Source organism: Hymenobacter persicinus (assembly GCF_004167665.1).
Taxonomy (GTDB): domain Bacteria; phylum Bacteroidota; class Bacteroidia; order Cytophagales; family Hymenobacteraceae; genus Hymenobacter; species Hymenobacter persicinus.
Genome location: NZ_SEWE01000008.1, coordinates 1 through 14,627 on the forward strand (window position 1 = coordinate 1; position 14,627 = coordinate 14,627).

The 14,627-nt window shown below is 52.5% G+C and carries 14 protein-coding genes, 1 tRNA gene and 1 pseudogene; 8 read left to right on the forward strand and 8 right to left on the reverse strand.

All coding sequences use genetic code 11. The features are described from left to right. Window positions 1–683: GEVED domain-containing protein (locus EWM57_RS05320; protein ID WP_242509989.1), on the reverse strand; the 683-nt coding region annotated here is incomplete at its 3' end. Window positions 684–876: 193 nt separating this feature from the next. Between EWM57_RS05320 and EWM57_RS05325 the strand changes: the two genes are divergently transcribed. Beyond that, window positions 877–1,680: an SDR family oxidoreductase gene (locus EWM57_RS05325; RefSeq protein WP_129920106.1), complete on the forward strand. Its 804-nt coding sequence runs from the start codon at window positions 877–879 to the stop codon at window positions 1,678–1,680. Between the two features lie 104 nt (window positions 1,681–1,784). On the opposite strand, the gene EWM57_RS05330 is transcribed toward EWM57_RS05325, so the two are convergent. After that, on the reverse strand, window positions 1,785–2,351 hold the full coding sequence (locus tag EWM57_RS05330) for a hypothetical protein (RefSeq protein WP_129920107.1): 567 nt from the start codon (window positions 2,349–2,351) through the stop codon (window positions 1,785–1,787). A 227-nt stretch (window positions 2,352–2,578) separates the two neighbouring features. Here EWM57_RS05330 and EWM57_RS05335 point away from each other — a divergent pair. The 3 genes from EWM57_RS05335 (at window position 2,579) to EWM57_RS21895 (ending at window position 4,215) form a co-directional block, all read left to right on the forward strand. Beyond that, window positions 2,579–2,654, forward strand: a tRNA-Lys gene (locus tag EWM57_RS05335). Window positions 2,655–2,918: 264 nt separating this feature from the next. After that, window positions 2,919–3,728: a hypothetical protein gene (locus EWM57_RS05340; RefSeq protein WP_129920108.1), complete on the forward strand. Its 810-nt coding sequence runs from the start codon at window positions 2,919–2,921 to the stop codon at window positions 3,726–3,728. A gap of 316 nt (window positions 3,729–4,044) precedes the next feature. Further along, a complete protein-coding gene (locus EWM57_RS21895) occupies window positions 4,045–4,215 on the forward strand; it encodes a helix-turn-helix domain-containing protein (RefSeq protein ID WP_394345399.1) in 171 nt (56 codons plus the stop codon). A gap of 161 nt (window positions 4,216–4,376) precedes the next feature. Here EWM57_RS21895 and EWM57_RS05350 read toward each other — a convergent pair whose 3' ends face one another. Continuing rightward, window positions 4,377–5,135, reverse strand: coding sequence for a DUF6896 domain-containing protein (locus EWM57_RS05350; protein ID WP_129920110.1), 759 nt, complete (start codon window positions 5,133–5,135; stop codon window positions 4,377–4,379). Window positions 5,136–5,601: 466 nt separating this feature from the next. On the opposite strand from EWM57_RS05350, the pseudogene EWM57_RS21900 reads away from it, so the two are divergent. From EWM57_RS21900 to EWM57_RS21905, 3 genes and pseudogenes are all read left to right on the forward strand, one after another. Beyond that, window positions 5,602–5,913: pseudogene (locus EWM57_RS21900) on the forward strand (Ig-like domain-containing protein); the annotation flags it as partial. 51 nt (window positions 5,914–5,964) lie between these two features. Then, complete coding sequence (locus EWM57_RS05355; RefSeq protein ID WP_242509990.1) at window positions 5,965–7,320, forward strand: T9SS type A sorting domain-containing protein; 1,356 nt, start codon at window positions 5,965–5,967, stop codon at window positions 7,318–7,320. A gap of 659 nt (window positions 7,321–7,979) precedes the next feature. Next, on the forward strand, window positions 7,980–8,546 hold the full coding sequence (locus tag EWM57_RS21905; protein ID WP_165370420.1) for a sce7726 family protein: 567 nt from the start codon (window positions 7,980–7,982) through the stop codon (window positions 8,544–8,546). On the opposite strand, the gene EWM57_RS05365 is transcribed toward EWM57_RS21905, so the two are convergent. The 5 genes from EWM57_RS05365 to EWM57_RS05385 form a co-directional block, all read right to left on the reverse strand. After that, window positions 8,515–9,654 (reverse strand): beta family protein, encoded by a 1,140-nt coding sequence (locus EWM57_RS05365; RefSeq protein WP_129920113.1) that lies wholly within the window; start codon window positions 9,652–9,654, stop codon window positions 8,515–8,517. The two genes, EWM57_RS21905 and EWM57_RS05365, sit on opposite strands and share 32 nt — an antisense overlap. Further along, window positions 9,611–10,873: a hypothetical protein gene (locus EWM57_RS05370; protein ID WP_129920114.1), complete on the reverse strand. Its 1,263-nt coding sequence runs from the start codon at window positions 10,871–10,873 to the stop codon at window positions 9,611–9,613. The genes EWM57_RS05365 and EWM57_RS05370 overlap by 44 nt, the downstream gene beginning before the upstream one ends. Before the next feature lie 302 nt (window positions 10,874–11,175). Beyond that, entirely contained in the window at window positions 11,176–11,853 is a 678-nt protein-coding gene (locus EWM57_RS05375) for a recombinase family protein (protein WP_129920115.1), read from the reverse strand. Window positions 11,854–12,587: 734 nt separating this feature from the next. After that, window positions 12,588–13,163, reverse strand: coding sequence for a hypothetical protein (locus EWM57_RS05380; RefSeq protein WP_129920116.1), 576 nt, complete (start codon window positions 13,161–13,163; stop codon window positions 12,588–12,590). Between the two features lie 121 nt (window positions 13,164–13,284). Next, on the reverse strand, window positions 13,285–13,839 hold the full coding sequence (locus EWM57_RS05385) for a DUF6252 family protein (RefSeq protein ID WP_129920117.1): 555 nt from the start codon (window positions 13,837–13,839) through the stop codon (window positions 13,285–13,287). Window positions 13,840–13,968: 129 nt separating this feature from the next. Here EWM57_RS05385 and EWM57_RS05390 point away from each other — a divergent pair, with 129 nt between their 5' ends. Then, entirely contained in the window at window positions 13,969–14,619 is a 651-nt protein-coding gene (locus tag EWM57_RS05390; protein ID WP_129920118.1) for a hypothetical protein, read from the forward strand. The last annotated feature ends 8 nt before the right edge of the window (window positions 14,620–14,627 follow it).

A 14,627-nucleotide genomic window follows, 5' to 3' on the forward strand; every position in this document is an offset into this window, starting at 1 on the left:
TGCCCGTCGCCGAAGTTCCAGAGCCAGGAGGTCGGTGCGTTCTGGCTTTGGTCCGTGAACTGCACGCAGCCCGAGCAGGTCAGGGTCTGGTCGGCCACAAACTCCACGGCCGGCGCGGCGGTGTTGGCCAGGGCCGTCACGGCGTAATCTTCGGTTTGTGAAAATTGGGGCGTGGTGCACGGACCCGGAACCGGCGCGGCAAAATAGTCGGCTGCCACCCGCATGCGCAACTTGGTGTTGAGCGTCGTGGTGAGGGGCATGCGCAGCGTGCCCGTGTGCAGGCGCTTGCTGTCGGAGCTGAACACGAGCTCCGAAGTGGCGTTGAACGAGCCGTCGTTGTTGAGGTCAATCCAGACCCGCACGTTCTCGTCGGCGTTAGGGTTGGTCGTCACGCTCAGGGCGTAGTTCGCGCCCACCGTCAGGTTGGTGCCCAGAGTGCAGGAATAGTCCTTATAGCCGTCCTGGACGCCGTTGGTGGAGTTGTTGATGGTGCCCAGCGTGACGTTCAGAATACCCATTCCAATGCTGCCCGCGCCCGAATTGGAGGCGGGGCCGGGGGTGCAGCTGGCGGCAACCGGGCATTGGGCCTGCGCGCCGACGCCGGTGGCCAGCATCGTCAGCAGGGGAAGTAAGAAGCCGTAAAGCATTGGCGCTTTGCGCCGAAAGCGTAGAAGTTGCATCATAGAAAATGCCCGGGACGAAAAGAGTGAATTTTATCCCTAAATGTAGCGACTAAATCCAATTTTCCCGCTTCTCCCAGACGAGCCCCAGAACTTCCTCGATGAGCAGGGAAAACCCGGCGATAAACGCGGAAAGCCGTAGTTTTGCGCCGTTCACCCGGGCGTGCCCGGGCCATTTTTACTGGAGTCTGCGTTTATGAAAGGAAAAGTTGTACTAATCACCGGCGGCACTTCCGGCATCGGCCGCGCCTGCGCCGTCGTGTTTGGCCGGGCCGGGGCCCAGGTTGTGGTCACGGGCCGCGACCAAGCCAAGCTCACCGAAACGGCCCAGGAGCTAACCCAGCTCGGTATTCAACACCGCATCGTGCGCGCCGACGTGGGCGTGGAAGCGGATTCTGAGCGGGCCGTGGCCGATACCGTGGCTGCCTTTGGCCGCCTCGACGTGCTGATCAACAACGCCGGTATCTCGATGCGGGCCCTGTTTCAGGACGCCGACCTCGACGTTATCCGGCGCCTGATGCAAACCAACTTTTTCGGCACCGTGTACACCACCAAGTTTGCTTTGCCCCACATTCTGGCCGCCAAGGGCTCCATTGTGGGCATTTCCAGCATTGCCGGCTACCGGGGTCTGCCGGGGCGTACGGGCTATTCGGCTTCCAAATTTGCCATGCAGGGCTTCCTGGAGGCGTTGCGCACCGAGTTGCTGCCCCAGGGCGTGCACGTGCTGGTGGCCTGCCCGGGTTTCACCTCGTCCAACATTCGTCAGACGGCCCTGGCTGCCGACGGTTCCGCCCAGGGGGAGTCACCGCGCGACGAGGCCAAGATGATGAGCAGCGAGGAGGTGGCCGAGCACCTGCTCAGCGCCGTGCGTCAGCGCCGCCGCGACCTAGTGCTCACCGGGCAGGGAAAACTCACCGTGTTCTTGAATAAATGGCTGCCCGCCCTCACCGACAAGCTCGTGCTAAACCACTTCCGCAAGGAGGAAGGCTCGCCGGTGTAGCCCCGGTGACGTGAGGTTCAGCGCCCGGTGACGCCCGGTCAGCATTCCGCTCGAATGCCGGCCGGGCGTCACTCGTTATAAGGCAACCACATGAGCGGCGCAGTTTATGGTACTAGCAGCAGGTCGTTACGGCGGATGTAGGCGTTACGACCCCGCCACGATACCCGGTACCAGATATCCTGCTGGCCCTGCACCACCAGCCGGTCTCCGGCCGTAGCAGTGGTGAGCCAGGTCGCCCCGGCGCTGGGGCCCGTCATCAGGGCGGCGTGGGCCCGGGCAACGAGCCCGACCCGTTCTGGCCGCAGCAGATTCAGGTAGAGGCCCACCAGCCCAAGATACAGGGCATAGGAAAGCCACCACGCGCCCCCCGCCGCCGACCGGCGCACCAGCAGCAGAATTCCGACGGCCACGGCGCCCAGCAGCAGCAGTTGCAGGCCGCGGTAATAGTAGCGTTGCAGCGTAATGCGCAGGCTCTGCCGCCAGGTGCTGGAATAGCCGGTGAGGCGGTGGTTGTGGGCTATTTCGGTTATCTTCTGCCAGGTAGCCTGCCGGGGTTGCTGCGCCTGCGCCATGTGCAGATAATACAGTGCCGCCGGATAATGCCCCAGGCCTTCCTGCACGTAAGCCATGCGCAGCAGCGCCCGCGGCGACACCTGCCGCTGCTGCCACACCTGCTGATGGTAGAGTGGATAAGCCGCTTCGTAGGCCCCCGTCGCGAAAAGCGAATCGGCTTGCGCTAGCTGGGGAGTAACTTTTTGACCAGTAGCTTCTTGGATTATAACAAGCAGCAGGAAATGAAAAAAGAGGGCTTTTTTAAGCAAAATATTTGGCAATTAAAGGCTACGCCTCTACTTTTGCATCCGCAATCAGGGAACACAATTTCTGAACGCAAGTAAACGATTCTGTAGCTCAGCTGGTAGAGCAGTACACTTTTAATGTACGGGTCCTGGGTTCGAATCCCAGCGGGATCACCAAAAACCCTTCTTGCATTGCGCAGGAAGGGTTTTTTATTTAGTGGGTATGTAAGTGGGTATGCAAACCGGCCACGCTTTTACATTGCTTTGCACGGGAAATGAGGTTTTTGTCAACTTCTGTGGGGAGCTGATGCATTTGGTAGCAGGTTCCGGCGCTTGATGTAAAGAGATCCTCTCCTCGATTTTTTGCTTGCTAAACTACTTACGTGCAGTAGTGCGCCTTGTCGGCGAGGCGTATCTTCGCAGGCATCTCGCCCTCACTCTATGCGCCAGAATTCTGCAGTTGACGACGTCACACTTACCCAGCGGGCACTGAGCTGGGATACGAGTATTCCCGAATTAGTTTCTCGCACGCTGAGGCAGTGGTGTGAGCCTTTGGAAAGCGTCGTGGGCCCAGCCAACAAAGCGACCGTACTGGGTATCCTCTACGAGTCGGCTGTGGAACAATATCAGCAGCGTCCGCTCTACCGTACATTTATAGCACATGACCCGCTCACGATGCGCGACGTGGCTCTAGCCCTGTCCGACGAGGTAACCTTTCAAGCGTACGTCTATTTAGAGGCTTCCCGGCGCTTGGTGCAGGAACTTCGGCGCTTACGGCTTATTTCCCTAGGCTACACCGCGCCCACGAGCCTCCTGGATTCCCTCGAGCAACAGCAAGAGCGCCTGCAGCAAGAGCAGGCCCAACAGGCCCTGCTGCATGCCCGCCCCAAACGAGTGCGGAAGCCGGACCTGGCGTTCGAAGCTTTATTTGACCAGCACGTGTCTGTGCCGGCATTACTGACTGCGCTGCAGCGCAATGCCGTGCTCACCGCCGAGCTGGCCTGGGAGGGCCGTAGCGGCAAAGCCAATGAGTTGATGGCCTTATTGGCTGTACTCGAGGAAGGCGGGTACCTGCGCCCATTAAAATGGACGCATATCGTGCGCGGCTTTATAACCCGCTTCCAGCTGACCATTCCTGTTTCGTATGCCAGCAAGCGCAACAAGGCGAATCCACAAGTCATGGCTGAGTTTGCCCAGCTGTTTCCCGGCCGTTACCTCGTGCGTACGCACACGGTGCGGTGGCGACATTAATAGCCTGCAGTAGCCTTGATAGATAAAGGGCAATAGGTCACTTTTATAAAATAATAACCATGTTAAGTAGTTGAAATACAATTTGTAATAGAATAAAAAGGTCTGCTTAGTTCGTTTTGTTCCTTCCGGCCCTGTTCGGCTCAGCGAGTGCGGTTCCTTTGTGTTCTACTTCTCCAACACCATGAGCGAATATCTATTTCAACTCAGTTTGCCCGATGCCGAGCAGTTCATTATGGAATGCGTCACCCGGGCTTTGTCTCAACACGGAATGCTCCCCTCAGCGAAAGAAACGAGTGCGACGGAGCCGCTGCTGCAAATGGCCCAAGTCTGCCAACTGCTGAGTATTACGCGGCCGACCTGTAACAAGTGGATGGCAGAGGGTCGACTGCCCAGCTACCGGCAGGGCCGGCGCGTTTACTTCAAGAGGGCAGAGGTACTCGCCTCTTTGGAGCGCCCCAAACGGGTCGCTGCCAAAGCACGTCACTAGGCAGTGACAGGTGCTCCACCTGCTGTTGGGGCCATCGAGCCCAACTCTGGCTAGAAGAGGAGAAGGGGACTGTACTCCTAATACCCTGTTTGCTTAGGCTAAGTGTTTTACGGTCTGGTGTTAATAACTTATCAGTTAACATAAATGGACTTATAAAGACATTATGCTACTGGTGGCACGTAATAGAACTTGCTGTAGCTATGCCCTTCTTGGTACAGCCATTTCTTACGCAGCAGCTCCAGGATGCCTTGTTCTATACTGCTCGAGGTAAGGGCTAATTGGGGGTAATTGCAGTCAATGAACGTCTGCACACGCCATAGATCAAACCCTCGCCAATCGCCCTGCGAATCAAAATCGACATCCACTTGAAGGTCGTTGGTTTCAAAATAGCAGCCAATCCCATGGAAGGCATAGCAGAGCCCGTTTACAGTCCCTTGCATGCCCATGCGCGCGTTGCGTTCTACTCGTCCCATGCGGGTGAAATCCAACTGGAACGCATCGCGTAAGGTGCTACACAACTGGTGCGCTTGCTGCACCCAGTGTTCGATGCAGGTAAAGAGTTGCTGTTCGTCCTCGGTTAAGGTACCCCGCTCACGCACAGGGATAGGCTGTATCCCAAATGGTCGGTCGCATGAGAGTTGCTCTTCTTTCGCAGCAATGACGAATTGCCCAATCGCTTCCTGGTTGGCGGTTCCAATAGGAATACGCTCGCCGAGGCCTATGAGCCTCCCGGCTTCCGCAGAAACCGAAAGCACGGCAGGCTTGATGGCACCCAGCCCAATGGGGCCTTCAGGCAGCCGCTGTATTCGAGCACCGAAGGTGTAGGGAAGGGTGTCGGACCAAAAACACAGAAAATTACTCTCTTCCAGCTGGTCTTGCGTCACCCATCGGGCGGGTGGAGCAGTGGTAAGAGAGAGCACCCCGTGAAGTAACATAGATTGTAAATAGCGAAGAAGGTCGCAACTTACTACTCCTAACCCACTTCTCGGAAAAGGCCATTAACATAACAACAGGTCGCAGACACGCCTTAGAATCGTGGTAGTTTTCGCCTTTCTGCACGGGGTGCTGCTGGCGTGGTACTTTGGCAGGGGCTGCAAGGCAGTTGTATCCCATTTTCCAATTGCACAAAAATGTGCTCCTCTGCAGCAAGTACGTTGTTGCTTGCAGTGCGCTACAACGGTGAGGTCATGCTCACCTATCAATGTCCTGTTTTTAGCATTAATGCCTGGCATTCGAGTAGCTTTGCGAGGAATCATACCCTGTCGACCAACTACTAGCTGGTCGGTACTCGTTATCTGCTATGTCGCGCTGTTGACCAGTTTTACTATGCCCTTCTCTCTACGCCTACTGAAGCTACTGCTGGGTAGCAGCCTACTTGTCAGCTGGATGCCCACATGGGCACAATCTCCCCGAGTGACAGCGCTCTCTCCAGCTCGCAACACGGTCAGTGTTCCACGAACCAGCCCCGTTACAGTTACCTTTTCCCTCCCCATGCAGACGGCGACAGCATCTGCACAGGGCATAAGGCTCTTTAGCACGCAGCGTGGCGGCCTTCTCCCCGGGACCTATAGCGGGGCCGGCTCCTCAACCGTATCCTTTCTACCCACTCAGGCCTACCAAGCGGGTGAGCGGGTACAGCTAACCGTACTGCGCACGGCCCAAAGCCTAAGTGGTGTAGTGCTGGAGAAGCCACAAGTAGTAGAATTCCGTGCGGCGGCAGCCCCCGGACCTGGCGTATTTACGGCTGGCATGGATATCCCGATTCCCAGCGCCACTGCGAATGAGGTGCAGGCAACGGACGTCGATGGCGACCAGGATCTGGATTTACTTACCTACGACCCCAATGGATCAGCGAATTATGTCTTAGTAAAGCTTAATGATGGGCAGGGCAATTTTTCAGGCTCTACGACGATCCCTACTGGTCCTTATCCGAATTCATTGGCTGTGGGGGATCTCGATGGCGATGGGGATATAGATTTCCTAACGGGCAATGATGGGCCGTTAGGGTCCCCTTCGAGAGCAACCATTTCGATTCGACTTAATGATGGAGTGGGGCATTTTCTTCCGCCGGCCGTAGGCGCTGAGGTTGGCGTTGCCTCTGGTCCGCGCGAGCTAGCCTTGGCAGATTTCGATGGAGATGGGGATTTAGACCTGCTAACTACCAGTGTGACTAATGCGCCGAGCAATCCCTCCCGTAATTCCGTCTGCTTCCTAGAAAATGATGGACAGGGACATTTTACGCGACGTGCTGACCAACCTATCGGCGGCCGCGGCGGGGACCTAGCGGTAGCCGACATAGATGGTGACGGCGACCTGGATTTCCTGGTATCCGAATCATTAGCCTTAGATGTGTATCAAGTCGCCGTGCTGGTCAATAATGGTATGGCGAGCTTTTCACCTCACCCCACCCACCCCATAGTTAGTGCGGCGACGAATTCCCCAGCTATTGCTTTTTCGGCTCCCAACTTAGCCGATATAGATGGGGATGGGGATGTCGATTTGATTATTCCCATTGAATATAATGCAGCTGTAGCTATCTGTCTGAATGACGGAACGGGCTTTTTCGGAAATGCTACTACTATAGCCGGAACGGTCGATCAGTCGGTGTTCGATGTAGCCGATATGAATGGAGATGGGATGTTAGATCTGTTAATGGGGAATTACCCAGGCAGTACCGTTACCGTGTGCCTGAATACGGGTGGGGGAGTGTTTCGAATGACTGCACCGGCGTTCACTACCCAATTGCCCCGAGTCCTGCGCGCCGCCGATCTGGATCAAGATGGGGACCTGGATATGGTCGCCGTATCAACCAGACAAGTGATCGCTGTACGCCTTAACCAAGGCCAGGCCTTACCTGTGCGCCCCGCACGTGGGTTCGCCACGGCGAACCCACTAACGCTTTCTCCCAACCCAGCACGAACGACGACTCTGACGGGTGCTTTAGCCGGGGCTACGGTGCATATATTCGATGCGCTAGGCCGGCAGGTGCACACGAGCATAACCGATACGCAGGGGCACGTAAAATTAGTGTTGCCGGTTGAGTTGCCTGCTGGCATCTATGTTGTGCGTTGTGGTATCCACGCGATACGCTTAGTGGCGGAATAGGACACGCATTTACAAAGCTTCAGCGTTAACCGGTAAATACACAGCTTGGCCGCTGCAATACCAAGAGCTTCCAGGGCTTAGTTGATCATAAGCCATTCACAGCATGACCTACCTAAGTGATGTGAAGTAGTCGAAATGGAATCTATAACATTCTATGAACGCTCGTTGATAGGATGCTAACCCCAGGAAACAACCGTGGCTGTTGCAGAACCCTGCTCATTCTTGGCCGACGGAGGGGTGAGCATGCAACAGCCCAAAAAAGGCAGCTTCCAGCCCTTTTCATCCGCCTTTTCGCGGCAAAGGCGCTGTTTAAGCTCCTCGCTTGGCCTTCTGCAACAGCCACGGTCATTGAAGAAAGGGGCTAGTGAACAGAGTACACGTCCTCCAATACAGAAGCGTTTCGATTAGGATTAAGCTTCGACGAGGATCATATCAACTTAGCACTGATATCTATCCGTTAGAGCATGCAACATTAGTAGAGGTATTGAAAAACAGGTATACTAAAGAGGACTGAATGATAGAAAATAACTGATTGTAGCTAAGTTTTTTAGTGGTTAGTATCGTCCGAAGGTCTCTGACTTAGTACAAAACCAGATAGATTGCATGAAGGTTGTTTAAAAACTTGTAAATTAAAGGGTTGGTTTTGAAGTATTTCCACAATGCTTGATAGGGACATCCGAAGCTATCTTCACACTTCATACCTCCGTCAATACAAGGAGGATGGGGTATCGTGTGTGGTAGAAGAGATGGGCCTGTCAGCACATGCAGCCAGAATTGACATTGGTGTAATCAATGGTCAACTGGTAGGCTATGAGATTAAAAGCGACCGAGATAATTTGAACCGACTACCAAGTCAATTAGAAGTATACAACCAGATATTTGACCGTATTACTGTGATATGCGGCCCGAAGCACTTAGGAAAGCTTCAAGGCTTCTTGCCAAAGCATATCGGCATATTAGTTACTCAAAAGTTGGCTGACAAGTGGGAGTTAGTGACAGTCCGGGAATCCTCTCAGAATCCGTATAGGAAGGCGTACATGATTGCCAGTCTGCTTTGGCATGAAGAAGCCAAAGCTCTGCTTGTAGAACTAGGCTTTGGCAAAGGGTTAAGCCGACTACGCCGTTGGGAACTATGGGAGCGTATTGCTGAGAACTTGACAATTGAACAAGTTTCGCATCATGTGCGCACTACGCTTAAAGCGCGTACGTCATGGCGGGAAGCATAGAAACAACCATTTCTATGTGATGAGACGTATTGACCGCAACCCACGTAGTAGCATTGCCACGAGGGTGCGCACCAGGTTGACTGGCATTATAAATAAATTCATCTCCCCAACTAAAGTCCTTACCAGGAAAGTCAGTATGGTTTGCGATACCCATGCTGATTCTATGAAACTGTTCGCTCATAGTGTAAGGTGAAGGGCCTACTTTTTGTCCCTTAATTACCTCATAGTAGTGAGCGAATGTGTAGCGGGCTTTAGGCGCTCCTACACGGCTAGGGCTCGGATCTATAGAAACGCTCCCTGTTGCGTAGTCGCCAAAGTGCATGTTGCCTTCGACACCAGTTTTAACATTAGCAAAAAAGTCTAGCTCTTTTCTAGGAAATTGAAGTTGTGCCCATTTTGCTGATTCCGTAATCGTACTGGGTAATGCAGTAGACGATATAATGATACCAGCTGGATTCAAGTTAAGTGCCCGAAAGATAAATCCCTGTAGCCCAGTTTCATATAAACCCAATGGTGTAGCAGGCGCACTAATATCACCCGCATCTAATAAAATAAAAGCTTTAGTGAGTTTTACGCCATACAAATCAATGGCATTTCCTAGTCTTTTCAATAGTGTGCCATTTAGCTCGTTAATATGAATACGAAGAATAAATGGCAGGTCATCGCCTACTAAAGCTTTGTATAACTGGGCGTATTCTTCAGAGCCTGTTAAATTGTAGACAGGATAAAACTTTCCACCACTGGTTGTAATTGAGAAGAGTAAACTCCTAAGTAAATCGCCTGAAATTCCTGAAGATCCAGGGTCTAAGAAACAAGCCAAGTTACTAGCAGGAGCTAAAACAGCTTGAAGCGTATTTGCTATTTTTGTAGTATACTCAAAAGAAGGCTTTACTATATTGCCACGATCATCAAGGTCAGGCGGTGCTATTCTGAGGACAGGTCGTACAGAATATTTTGATGTCGGCTTTAATGTGCAAAGCGCATTTATCTCACCTTTTTTAACGCGAAGAAAGGGGAAGTATAGCATTGGGTAAGAGCTGGCGCTTAAAGTACGAAAAGAAAGTTTATTTTGTAGCCCATCGCAGGTAATATAAGAAGTAAGGATCAAGTATATTTAAAGCTTCTTTTTCCTTGTCATACTCAATTACGCGGTCTTCCTCAGATCGTGTTCTAATAGAAGCATCCATTTGAATGAGAGTACTAGTGATGTCACTACCACGTGGTTCTGTGCCTCCAGCATCAATCAATGACTCTATACGCCCTTTTAAGTCATCATACGAGAAGGATAAAGCAGCCTCACCGCTAGCAATAGCAGCTAGCACGATTACATAGATATCACCGATCTGTCCACCAGAATAAGAGTACATTTTTCGTTGAGAACCCCGAGGTTTCGGGCCGGTCTTCAATATTGTATATACTGTTGAACAGTCTGTATTGGAAGAGGAAGTTTTAAGCAGTTCTTTCAACTCTTGCGCATTAAGCGACTTGTGAGTAGGAGGGATTCGCTCCGTGATGTAGCCGTTACTATAGCAAAGGTCAAGGCAAAGGGTCTGCATCAATTGTGGGGAAGACAGGCTCTCTTTAACTAAAAAGCTCAAAGTGTGATTGTCCAGCGTTATCCCTAACTGTTGAAATCCCCTTCTTGGAATTTCAATCAATTCATCTGCACTCCAGTAAGTAATATCGAGTAGTCGCAATCGACCACGCAGATCTCTATTAGCTCGGATAGCCTGATCTGAACGGTGTGGAATTGACACTAATACTATGCGAGTTCCTTCTCTAGCTGCTTCCTTAAATTCTTGAGCCAGAATTCTTTGTACAGAAATTTCTGCATAATGAAAATCATCGACTACAAGTGTCAAATTTTCATCTCTAAGGAGTTTGAATAAGGCTTTTGAATTTCTATCATCAAATATCTTGTTCAATGTTTGCTGACGAGTAGCATTGACATTGCCCCCTACAGAACCAGTTGCTTTGGCTAGGAACGGAATACTCCCAGTCGCACTTGCAGTACCAGTAATTGTGCCACCTAATGTTGTGCCAACGGCTTGGGAAGAGGATCGCTCTGTTTCAAGCTCTTGTCTTAGTTTACTCCAAAAAACGTCAATAGAAGTAATACCTGCCCCTGTGATTAGCAGCATATTTTCCACACCAATAACTTTCTCACAGAGAACAGTCTTGCCACACTTAGAAGGGCCACTAATAACGCTAATGAAGCCCTTTGTAGTTAATGCATTGGATAACTTCTGTTCAAGAGCTAGTGCTGAGCGTTCATAGTAGGTTACGCTTGGTAATGCGCCTGGAGTAAATATGTCATTTACATGCATTGTTTGAAGGCAAAGCCAAAATCAAGGATGATATTATTATAAACTTTCTGCCAGAAGTCAGGCTTGAACTTGCATCTTGACACGGTCGAAAAGATCGCAATACAAGTTGACTCCCTGTAGTGTACAGATTTATTCCACAAGCAGCAAGGTCAGGAATGGAGGGTGCCAAGCTACGAAAAAAGTTTGCTGGTTACTTTCAGTTAGGAGTTACGGCACTGTAAAGTGCTACATATACACGTAAAAACCTTCCTACTGCAGTACAGAAGTCATCTCTACTCATTGACAACACGAGTGTCTCTTTCTTACATAAGCTTGCTAGGCTTCTTCGTATTTGGCAACAACCGCTTCACCCCCATGGGATGAAAGGCCTTCCCCCGCCGGGTCCGGTACCCCGATTCATTGAGCCGAGCCGCAATCTCGCGCAATGTTACCCCGGTGGCCCGCAACAACACCGCCAGTTGCGCCGCCTGCCGGTTGTTCAAATTGCTCTGTGCGTTGAGCTGCAGCGAAACTAATGCGTTCTCCCTGGCTACCTCCGTCAGGTTGGCCGGTGTGCCGAGCTGAAAACCTCGCGCCTTCTTGGCCGTCAGCGCATCCCGCGTCCGCGTCGAGATGGCGGTTGCCTCCTTCTGCGCCACCGCGGCCAAGATGTGGAGGGTAAACTCATCGGCGGCCGGCAGGTCGACGGCATTGAAGCGCACATGACTTTCCATGAGGGTGGCCAGGAAGGCAACATTGCGCGCCAGCCGGTCCAGCTTGGCCACGAGCAGCACGGCGTTCTCTTGCTTGGCCCGGGTGATAGCCGCCTGCAGTTGGGGCCGCGCGTTCTTGCGCCCACTCTCGATTTCGACATACTCGGCCACAATGCTGGCCTCGGTCCCGACGAAGTTGCGCACGGCCGCCTGCTGGGCTTCGAGCCCGAGACCCGATTGCCCTTGGCGGGCGGTGCTCACGCGGAAGTAGGCGACATACTGCGTCATCAACGTCTAGATTAGGAGTGGAAAAGGGGCAAGATACGTGTTTGTCACATTTCTTAAACGACCGTTTAACAAATGTGACAAGAGTAGAAGAAGGAATGGATTGAACCAGGATGACTGTTTTCAACCACTCGGGTTGTAGCCCTTCCCCTTCCAGGATGAATCAGCACACGCCCCAGCCGATGCAGTTTGAGAGTTGGGTAAGGACAAGGTTAGCTGGTCGAGGCTTTTCTAGTCGTTCAACAGGGGCCAATGCGCCCGAACGAATCTTTTTAACTACCCACCTTGTTGCCTCAGTATGTCAACACCTGTTAAACGCACCCGTCATCGCAAAGCTAGTGAAGTAGTTGCCGAGCCCATTTCCCATGCTGACCTGCTAGCCGCAGTCTATAGTCGGGAGGAAGGCAAAACGGTCATGTACAAGCATGATGCCTGGGGCCATTTGGAAACCCGCTTTGTGCGCACTCAAAATATCAAGGCCTGGCTGGATAAAGGGTTTCTAGTCCGCTGATCTGATCTGCTGTTATGTACGAAAAAGCCCCGACCACCCGGCCGGGGCTTTTTGATGGTACCATAAGACTGGGACACATACCTTTACCGAAGCCCCAGTAAGTCAAAACATCCGACCGTTTGGGTGAACGACCTGACAGTTTCTGGAGGTGCTTATCATCGAGGAGTCCACTGCTTCCATCGCGGGCCATCGTTACGTTGTCGCTATGGTCAAGCCCCTATGTTTGCTAGTTGCTCGCTGGTAGCTTTTGCAGCCTCATATCTAAAGTGGCCTCTTTTACTGGAGATGGATCTAAGTCCACCGTATTGTGGGGGTTATAACCAGGGGCACGAACATTCGCTCTCACAGATACCGTTCTGCCGTGCCAAAACATCGTGTCATTGCGCATAGTTGGCTTTCCAAATCGAGCTTGGAAGGCTTCCATAAAGGGCTTAATTCCTGACCCATTTACCACATACAGGACACCCGTAAGCTTGTTATCCTTGAACTCCCAAAAGATGGACTCTCCGTCAACGTGATTCTTGTGCTTGACCTGGTTATGTTGCGCGTAGGTAGCAAAAGGTCCGGTTCGAAAGTCTTCTTTGGCTCCCTTTAACTTGTCCGGGGAGTCACCAAAATGGACGTTTCCAAAACCGTTCGCTCGGTCCAGCTCCGTTTCGGGTACTTGCGTGGTAGCTAATGGCTTTGGCTTGTTGGTCACAGTATCTGTATCACGGGCAACAGATTCAGCCTGAACTTGCGTGGTAGTTTGTTCCCCACAGCTGGCTAGCAGCACAGCAGAGAGGTATAGCAGATTCTTCATAGCACCAAAGAAACAGAAAACTTCGGCTGGGTGGGCGTGGCGCTATAGCTATTGCATTTGCGGACCTTTCCGCTGAACCTTCGTTTTGCTTATTGGACCGTTTTCTTGAACTGGTACTGACTTACAGTTTCTTGTCGAAACGGCCCTGCGTGACTTTGATCGTGTCGCAGCCGGGCTGGGCCAGGGTGAACCCAAAGGTGCCCGAGATGATGCCCGCGTTCAGGTCTAGCTTCGTGATAGTGAGCGTGCCTTTTGCATAGGTATTGTTTCGGTCACTCCTGTACTCATTGCAGGGCGTGTTTCTGTAATCATCGATGAATGATGCCCCAACGTCCTCCGTTAGTCCAATTTGGTAATCCCCGATATGATTGATATGTATCCCACCCAAAGCAACTTCCTGGGTTTTCGAAACACCTTGCTTCGGATAACGATAAGTCTGAACTTGCAAACTGCCCCCTTGAAATCCTGGGTCATAGAGCACAGCATAGTTACTGACGCCATTATAGCCACTCGGCGTGTAGAGCATCCCATTGACCAAGCAGCCGAAAGTGTTGGCCCCTGTCTGCGTGGCCGGGGGTAGCTGGTTGACGGGGTCGATCGGAAGCGGGTCATTCTTGCACTTGCTGCATTGGGTCAGCAGCAACAGGGCCAGGTATAAGGGAAGCTTTCGGAGCATAGACGGAAGGTACAACTCCGTCGCGAACAGAGTGTGTACCTTAATGCCCGTTTCGCTAGTGGGACCGTTTTGCTTAACGCCGAAGCAGCTTGCCCCCCTTACCTTCAAGCGCCCACAGCTAGCTTACCCATGACCAGTCGCGACTTACGTAATGCCTTGCTCACCGCAGTGGCGGCGGACTTGCTACCCTTCGGGTTTATGCTGAATCGCGCTCAGGCCGAGTTCACTCAACGCACCCCAGATGGATGGAACAAAGTGCAGCTAGTGTTCTTGTGGCGAAATCCGGAATGGGAAATTAAGGCAGGGCTCTTGATCCGCCTCCATCGCGTCGAGCAGCTTTACCACCGCGCCTCCTCCTTTGACCCCAAGTACCATGGCACCACGCCGACCGTTGGCTTACCCGTGGAAAAGCTGCTGGCCGAGGGCCAGGCGACTCACATGACGCTGCGCACGGCCGCTGACCTTGCTCCGTGCCGGGCTTGGGTGGAGCGGCTGTTTGCCAAATGGGCCCGACCTTTTTTTGCCCGCTACCACGATCTGGCGGCTTTGGAACACGAGGTTAATGCACCGCCGGGTACAGGGCTTTTTTCGGGCCCGAAATACGAAGGAAACGTAGGGCTAATTTTAGCGAAACTGGTCGACTCCCCCGCGTACGACCAACTGCAACAGCGATACCAGAGGCACTACGAATGGCTGTCGAACGGTTTCTACCTGCCCGAGTACGAAAAGCTGCTGAAAATTCTTGAGGAAGCGGAGGTGTCCGACGCAATGAAAGGGTGAACCCTAGG